The sequence below is a fragment of the Zavarzinia sp. genome, from assembly GCF_049306435.1.
Lineage (GTDB): Bacteria > Pseudomonadota > Alphaproteobacteria > Zavarziniales > Zavarziniaceae > Zavarzinia.
Map to the genome: position 1 here is coordinate 1 of NZ_JBAQRT010000025.1, position 7,074 is coordinate 7,074.

The window sequence follows — 7,074 nt, forward strand, 5'->3', positions numbered from 1 at the left end:
GGGTGACGGCGCCGCCGCAGCGCGGGCAGGCGGCGTGGCGGCGCAGTTCCGGCAGGGTGAAATCGGCGCCGAGCTGGCGGATCAGGGCTTCGAGATCGACATCCGCGCCCTCCGCGCAGGGCGAACAGTCGAGCCGCAGGGCATAGCCGTTCTCGACCAGTTGACCGATCGTGTTCAGGCGCAGGGCGGGGATCTTGTCGGCCATGGGCGGCGGCGCTCGGTTTGTGGCATTCTTCCGCCACCATAGAGCGTCAGCCCTAGCGAAAGATTAATGATAATGACGAGTGATGCATGTACCGCGACGTGAGGATGGCCCTGTTCGAGGCCCTGCCCGGCGGATCCGAGGCATCGCAGATCTATCTGGGGCTGATCGTCTATATCCTGGTGCTGGCGGCGCTGCGCCGGGGCTTCGGCCATCTGGCGGGGATCGGCATCGTCATCCTGATCGGGCTGGCGCTCGAGGTCGCCGATGTCGTGTTCCTGCGCCAGTCGGCCCGGGGCGCCCTGCCCGACCTGCTGCATTTCACCCTGACGCCCCTCGCCCTCTTCGCGGCGGCGCGTGCCCGCCTGCTCAGGCTCTGATCCGATCATGGATTTCATCGCCGGCCCGGAAATCCTGGCCCTTCTCTTCGCCGTCGCCCTGGTCGCCGGCTGCATCGACGCCATCGCGGGCGGCGGCGGCCTGCTGACCGTGCCCGCGCTGCTTGCCGTTGGCGTTCCGCCGGCCGAGGCCCTGGCGACCAACAAGCTGCAGGGCAGTTTCGGCACCCTGATCGCCAGCATCACCTTCATCCGCCGGGGCGAGATCGACCTGCGCCGTTTCTGGCCCTTTATCGCGGCGACATTCCTCGGCGCCGTCATCGGGACCATCGGCGTCCGCCTGATCGATGCCTCGGCCCTCGCCGAGGTGATCCCGGCCCTGCTGATCGGCGTCGCGCTCTATGTCCTGCTGTCGCCCCGGGCGGGCGATATCGAGGCGCACCGCCGGGTCTCGGACGCCTTCTTCATCGCCGTCGTCGCCAGCGCCATCGGCGCCTATGACGGTTTCTTCGGCCCCGGCACCGGCTCCTTCTTCGCCATCGCCTTCGTCGCCCTGCTGGGCTATTCGCTGCGCCGGGCGACGGCCCATGCCAAGGTCCTGAACTTCACCTCGAACATCGCCTCCCTCGCGGTCTTCATCGGCGGCGGCCATGTCGTCTGGGTGATCGGCGGGGCGATGGCGCTGGGCCAGTTGATCGGGGCGCGCGTCGGCGCCCATCTGGTGATCAATGTCGGCGCCCGTATCGTGCGGCCGATCCTCGTCGTGATGTCGCTCGGCCTCGCCTTCAAGCTGCTGATCTGGGGCTGACCCCGGCGAGAACAGGCGTGGCCCGGGGCCGGAACAGATGATCGTCCGGCAGGCCGAGGCGCCGGCAGGCCAGCTGCGGCGGCGTATCCCGCATCACCCTCGGCACGAAGCGCACCAGCGGCCGCAGCAGGGCCACGGTTGCCGCTTGCGCCGCGGGCGCGCGCTGAAAGCCCAGCCGCTCCTTGGCCCAGTCGGGCAGGAGATCGATCCCCGCCCGCAGCAGCAGGCCCTGGCCAGCGCGGGGCAGCAGGCTGACGGCGGAGCCGCGCCGGGCGACCGCGAGGAAATTCTCCAGCTCGGGCCGGCGCTGAAGCCGGGGCGCCCAGCCCCGCAGGAAGGCGTCGACCGCCGCCGGGGTCCGGGGCAGCTCGAAACGGCCGTAGTCGGCGGCGACCGGCAGGGATTCGGTGATCAGCGCTTCCCGCTCCGCCGAGGAGAGTGGCGCGACCAGCCGATGGTAAGCCTCGGCGAAACCGTAACCGGCGGTCAGATGGACGAAGGCCATGCGCTCTGGATCGAAGGCGGAATAGCGGCCGCCGTCATCGAGCGGTCCCCGCACCCGGGCGTGGCGCCGCGCGACCTCGGCCATCAGCGCCGCCTTCGCGCTTTTCGAGGCATAGGTGCTGGCGAGCGCGGCCGACAGGGTGCGCTGGGTGCGGCCCAGCGTGTCGGTCTTGTAGGTCGAATAGGTATCGACCCCCTTGCCGATGCCCTCCTCCGCCAGCTGCAGAATGACCGCCGGAATGGCGCCGATGGCGAAGACCATCGGGTTGGCCATGACCCGCCAGGTCACGCTGTCCGGTCCGATGTCACCGGGATCGCCCGGCCCGGCCAGGTAATCGACGCGAAAGGCCGGATCGGCCGGCGTATAGACAAGATCAAGGGAGCGGCGCAGTGGCCCGTGGATTGGCAGGCGCGCCAGCGACGACGCCAGAAATTCGCCCATGCCCATGATGCTTTTCCCCGTTTTCAGTCGGGTTCAGCATGGCAAAGCCGGAATATGACGAAAACTCCGGTTCCGGGCGGGCCGGCGGATCCTGCGCAAGACGCTGAAAGATAAAGTGAATCGCGCGTCGGCTCGCATTTTCGCGGGGGGCCGGACAGGGGCTCCACTCGGATTTCAGCGCGCCGCCAACACCTTGCGGATCGCCCCGGCGAGGATATCCACCTCATCCTCGGTCACGGTGAAAGCGGGGGTCAGATAGACGATATCGCCGAAGGGCCGCACCCAGACGCCGGCCTCGACGAAGGCGCGTTTCAGGGCGTTGAGATCGCCGATCCTGTCCAGCTGGACGACGCCGATGGCGCCCTTGACCCGGACATCGACCACGCCGGGCAGGTCCCGGCATTCGGGCAGCCGCGCCCGCAGCCAGCCCTCGATCGCCCGCACCTGGTCGAGGCGAGGTTCGCTCTCGAACAGGTCGAGGGAAGCATTGGCGACCGCGCAGGCCAGGGCATTGCCCATATAGGTCGGCCCGTGCATCAGCGCGGCGGAAGCCCGGTCGTCCCAGAAGGCGTCGAACACGCGGGTCGTCGCCACGGTCGCGGCCAGCGCCATGGTGCCGCCGGTCAATGCCTTGGACAGGGTAAGGATGTCGGGCACCACCCCCGCCGCCTCGCAGGCGAACATCGTGCCCGTGCGGCCGAAGCCGACGAAAATCTCGTCGAAGATCAGCAGGGCGCCGATCCGGTCGGCGGCGGCGCGAAGCCGGCGCAAGGTTTCGGCGTCGTGGAACTTCATGCCGCCCGCGCCCTGGACCAGTGGCTCGACCAGGATGCCGGCGATCTCGCCGCCATGGGCATCGAGGAAGGCATCCAATGCGGCGCTTTTTTCGTCGTCGACCGGCAGGTCGGCGATGAAATGGCGGGGCAGGAGGTCGGTGAAGAGGGAATGCATCCCCTCGTCCGGGTCGCAGACCGCCATCGTGCCGATGGTGTCGCCGTGATAGCCGTGGCGGAACGACAGGAACTTGCCCTTGCCGGTCACGCCCCGGTTCAGGAAATACTGGATCGCCATCTTCATAGCGATCTCGACCGAGACCGAACCCGAATCCGAGAAGAACACCCGCGACAGATCGCCCGGCAGCAGGGCGGCGAGGCGGCGAGCGAGGGTCAGCGCCGGCTCCTGCACCAGGCCGCCGAACATCACATGGGGCAATTGCTCCATCTGGCGGGCGGCGGCGGCGCGGATATGCGGGTGGTTATAGCCGTGGCAGGCGGTCCACCACGAGGCGATGCCGTCGATCAGCACCCGCCCGTCGGCCAGGTGAATGCGCGTGCCTTCGGTGCGCGCCACCGGCAAGGGCGGCGTCACCGTCTTCATCTGGGTATAGGGCAGCCAGATGTGCCCGAACCCGGCTGTGTACCAGCCGGGGGCCTGTGCCGTCATCGCCTTACTCGGCGGCGCGAATGCTCGCGGCTTCGCAGGGGGCGGGCATCGGGCGGACGCCCAGCTTGTCGAACAGGCGCTGGTCCTTTTCCGCCGCCGGATTGTCGGTGGTCAGCAGCTTCGGCCCGATGAAGATCGAATTGGCGCCGGCCAGGAAGCACAGCGACTGCATCTCGTCCGACATATGCTCGCGCCCGGCCGAGAGGCGGATCATCGAGGCCGGCATCAGGATCTTGGCGACGGCGATGGTGCGGACGAAATCGAAGGGATCGAGATCGGCTTCCTCGCCGAGCTGGGTGCCTTCGACCTTGACCAGGAGGTTGATCGGCACGGATTCGGGATGGACCGGCAGGTTGGCCAGGGTCAGCAACAGGCCGGCGCGATCTTCCAGATCCTCGCCCATGCCGACAATGCCGCCGCAGCAGACATTGATGCCGGCGTCACGCACGTTGGACAGCGTGTCCAGCCGGTCCTGATAGGTCCGCGTGGTGATGATTTCCGGGTAGAACTCCGGCGAAGTGTCGAGATTGTGATTGTAATAGTCGAGACCGGCGTCCTTCAGGCGATGGGCCTGATCGGCGTCGAGCATCCCCAGCGTCACGCAGGTTTCCATCCCCATGGCCTTCACGCCGCGGATCATGTCGATCACCTGGTCGAGATCGCGATCCTTGGGGCTGCGCCAGGCGGCGCCCATGCAATAGCGGCTGGCGCCGGCTTCCTTGGCCAGCTTCGCTTCCTCGAGGACGGCGCCGACCGCCATCAGCTTGGAAGCCTTGAGGCCGGTGTCGAATTTCGACGACTGCGGGCAATAGCCGCAATCCTCGGGGCAGCCGCCGGTCTTGATCGACAGGAGGGTCGACATCTGCACTTCGTTCGGATCGAAGAAGCGGCGATGCGCCGTCTGCGCCTCGAACACCAGATCGGCGAAGGGCTTGTTGAACAGGGCCTCGACATCCTCGCGGCGCCAGTCGTGGCGCAGGCCGTCGGGACGGCCGGCAACGGCGGCGGCAAACGAAGGGGCGGGGGCGAATTCGGTCATGGGCGACCCTATCCTCGGCAGACGGCGAGACGATACGCCACGGGCGACGGCCCGCGTGTGCTGGCCGCAGACTATGCGGCTTTACGGCAAGGTCAAGAGCCGAGACCGGAAACAGGGTGTTCGCGAAAGGGTGCCGTGCGTGGAGGGGGATTGACCCCCGCCCGCATTGGGACCAATGTGCGCCGCCTTTCAGGACTAGTGTCGACCATGCGCTCTCTCGACGCCTTCGCCGCGGGCAAACTTGCAGAACTGGACGAACGTCACCAGCGCCGGACCCTCGTGCCCACGGCGCGGCTGGATGGGGCCTGGCTGGAACGCGGCGGCCAGCGCCTGGTCTCGTTTTCCTGCAATGATTACCTGAATTTCGCCAGCCATCCCCGGGTGAAGGCGGCGGCGATCCGCGCGGTCGAGCAGCATGGCGCCGGCGCCGGTGCCTCGCGCCTGGTCACCGGCAATCACCCGCTGATCGAAGAACTGGAGGCGCGCCTCGCCCGCCTGAAGGGGACCGAGGCCGCCTGCGTCTTCGGTTCGGGCTATCTGGCCAATCTCGGCATCATTCCCGTGCTGATCGGCCGGGACAGTCTCGTCATCGTCGACGAACTGGCCCACAACTGCATCAACGCGGGCGCGCATATGTCGCCCGGCCGCACCCTCACCTTCCGCCACAACGACCTCGGGCATCTGCGTGAGATCCTGGCGGCCGAGCGCGGCGGATATCCCCATGTCCTCGTCGTCACCGACGGCGTGTTCTCGATGGACGGCGACCTCGCCCCCCTGGCGGACATGGGCGCGCTTTGCGCCGAATATGACGCCTGGCTGATGGCGGACGACGCCCATGGCATCGGCGTGATCGGCGGCGGCCGGGGTTCGGTCCATGTCGGCAAGGAAGCCGCCGCCGTGCCCCTGCAGATGGGCACCTTGTCCAAGGCCATCGGCTCCTACGGCGCCTATCTCTGTGCCTCGAAGCCGGTGATCGACCTGATGAAGACCAGGGCGCGCACCGTTATCTATTCGACCGGCCTGCCGCCCGCCGCCGTTGGCGCCGCCATCGAAGCCCTGAACATCATCGAGACCGAGCCGGAAGTGGTCGCCCGCCCGGTCGAGAAGGCCCGGCGCTTTACCCGGGCGCTCAACCTCGCGCCCGCGGAAAGCCCGATCGTGCCGATCATCCTCGGCACCGAGATCAGGGCGCTGGAGGCCCAGCGCGTATTGGCCGAGGCCGGCTATCTCGTCTCCGCGATCCGGCCGCCGACCGTGCCCGCCGGCACCTCGCGCCTGCGCTTCGCCTTCTCCGGCGCGATCGAGGACGCGGATATCGACGCCGTCGCGGCCCTGCTGCGGGAGAAGATCCTGTGAGCCGGGGGCTGTTCGTCACCTCGAGCGGGACCGAGATCGGCAAGACCCTGGTCACCTGTGCCCTGGCCCATCAGTTGCGCGGCACCGATGCCCTGGTGCTGAAGCCCGTGGTCAGCGGTTATGAGACCGAGAGCGCCGCCGGCAGCGACCCCGGCCTGATCCTGACAGCCCAGGGCAAGGCGGTGTCGGAAGCGGCGATCGCGGCGATCGCGCCCTGGCGCTTCCGGACCCCGGTCGCCCCCGATGTCGCCGCCCGGCTGGAAGGCCGCGCCGTCACCGCCGCCGAAATCGCCGCCTTCTGCACCAGCGCGGGCGCGGGCCGGGAGACTCTGATCGTCGAGGGCGCGGGCGGTCTGATGGCGCCGATCGCCGGGCGGGAGACCTTTCTCGACGTGCTGGCGATCACCCGCTGGCCGTCGCTGCTCGTCATCGGCAGTTATCTCGGGACCCTGTCCCATACCTATACGGCGATCGAGACCCTGCGGGCGCGCGGCCTGCCCATCGCCGGCATCGTCATGAGCGAGAGCGAAGGCGGCGGAAACGTCGCCGAACTGACCCGCTCGATCGCCTCATTCCTGCCGGAATTGCCCGTTTGTGTCGTGCCGCGACTGGCCGGCGCCGAGCCTTGGGCCAAGGTCCCAGATCTGACCCAATTTCTTGTGGACAAGTCATCATCTTGTGTGGCGCCAAAAGCGCCTGTCGAGATATAGTGGTTTTCGTTGCGGTCAAGACCGTTTTCTGGGGAGTGAGGACACGCCATGTCCTGGACCGATGAGCGTATCGCGACATTGCGCGATCTTTGGGAACAAGGCCTCAGCGCCAGCCAGATCGCCACGAAACTGGGCAACATCACCCGCAACGCCGTGATCGGCAAGGTGCACCGCCTGGGCCTGTCCGGCCGGCCGAGCCCCGTGCGCAGCGAGCGCCCGGCGAGCGCCGTCG

Annotated in this window: 9 protein-coding genes; 5 read left to right on the top strand and 4 right to left on the bottom strand. The window is 68.0% G+C overall.

From position 1 onward, the window contains the following. Positions 1-205: hypothetical protein (locus tag WAZ62_RS01355; RefSeq protein WP_422641734.1), on the bottom strand; the 205-nt coding region annotated here is incomplete at its 3' end. Positions 206-291: 86 nt separating this feature from the next. Between WAZ62_RS01355 and WAZ62_RS01360 the strand changes: the two genes are divergently transcribed. Continuing rightward, positions 292-582: a hypothetical protein gene (locus tag WAZ62_RS01360; RefSeq protein ID WP_422641735.1), complete on the top strand. Its 291-nt coding sequence runs from the start codon at positions 292-294 to the stop codon at positions 580-582. A gap of 7 nt (positions 583-589) precedes the next feature. Continuing rightward, positions 590-1,348 (top strand): TSUP family transporter, encoded by a 759-nt coding sequence (locus WAZ62_RS01365; protein WP_422641736.1) that lies wholly within the window; start codon positions 590-592, stop codon positions 1,346-1,348. Here the strand turns inward: WAZ62_RS01365 and WAZ62_RS01370 are convergent. From WAZ62_RS01370 to bioB, 3 genes are all read right to left on the bottom strand, one after another. After that, the gene (locus WAZ62_RS01370; RefSeq protein ID WP_422641737.1) at positions 1,326-2,300 is read right to left on the bottom strand and encodes an oxygenase MpaB family protein; all 975 of its coding nucleotides are present in this window, start codon (positions 2,298-2,300) and stop codon (positions 1,326-1,328) included. The two genes, WAZ62_RS01365 and WAZ62_RS01370, sit on opposite strands and share 23 nt — an antisense overlap. 168 nt (positions 2,301-2,468) lie before the next feature. Then, a complete protein-coding gene (locus tag WAZ62_RS01375; RefSeq protein WP_422641738.1) occupies positions 2,469-3,737 on the bottom strand; it encodes an adenosylmethionine--8-amino-7-oxononanoate transaminase in 1,269 nt (422 codons plus the stop codon). 4 nt (positions 3,738-3,741) lie between these two features. After that, positions 3,742-4,776, bottom strand: coding sequence for a biotin synthase BioB (gene bioB / locus WAZ62_RS01380; RefSeq protein WP_422641739.1), 1,035 nt, complete (start codon positions 4,774-4,776; stop codon positions 3,742-3,744). Positions 4,777-4,983: 207 nt separating this feature from the next. Here bioB and WAZ62_RS01385 point away from each other — a divergent pair, with 207 nt between their 5' ends. The 3 genes from WAZ62_RS01385 to WAZ62_RS01395 all read left to right on the top strand — a co-directional run. Then, a complete protein-coding gene (locus WAZ62_RS01385; protein ID WP_422641740.1) occupies positions 4,984-6,132 on the top strand; it encodes an aminotransferase class I/II-fold pyridoxal phosphate-dependent enzyme in 1,149 nt (382 codons plus the stop codon). Continuing rightward, a complete protein-coding gene (gene bioD / locus WAZ62_RS01390; RefSeq protein WP_422641741.1) occupies positions 6,129-6,842 on the top strand; it encodes a dethiobiotin synthase in 714 nt (237 codons plus the stop codon). The genes WAZ62_RS01385 and bioD overlap by 4 nt, the downstream gene beginning before the upstream one ends. Before the next feature lie 48 nt (positions 6,843-6,890). After that, positions 6,891-7,074: GcrA family cell cycle regulator (locus WAZ62_RS01395; RefSeq protein ID WP_422641742.1), on the top strand; the 184-nt coding region annotated here is incomplete at its 3' end.

Bases quoted from the DNA above. Each gene is read 5' to 3' on its own strand.
- WAZ62_RS01360 (WP_422641735.1), top strand. From the start codon at position 292: ATGTACCGCGACGTGAGGATGGCCCTGTTCGAGGCCCTGCCCGGCGGA.
- WAZ62_RS01365 (WP_422641736.1), top strand. From the start codon at position 590: ATGGATTTCATCGCCGGCCCGGAAATCCTGGCCCTTCTCTTCGCCGTC.
- WAZ62_RS01370 (WP_422641737.1), bottom strand. From the start codon at position 2,300: ATGGGCATGGGCGAATTTCTGGCGTCGTCGCTGGCGCGCCTGCCAATC.
- WAZ62_RS01375 (WP_422641738.1), bottom strand. From the start codon at position 3,737: ATGACGGCACAGGCCCCCGGCTGGTACACAGCCGGGTTCGGGCACATC.
- bioB (WP_422641739.1), bottom strand. From the start codon at position 4,776: ATGACCGAATTCGCCCCCGCCCCTTCGTTTGCCGCCGCCGTTGCCGGC.
- WAZ62_RS01385 (WP_422641740.1), top strand. From the start codon at position 4,984: ATGCGCTCTCTCGACGCCTTCGCCGCGGGCAAACTTGCAGAACTGGAC.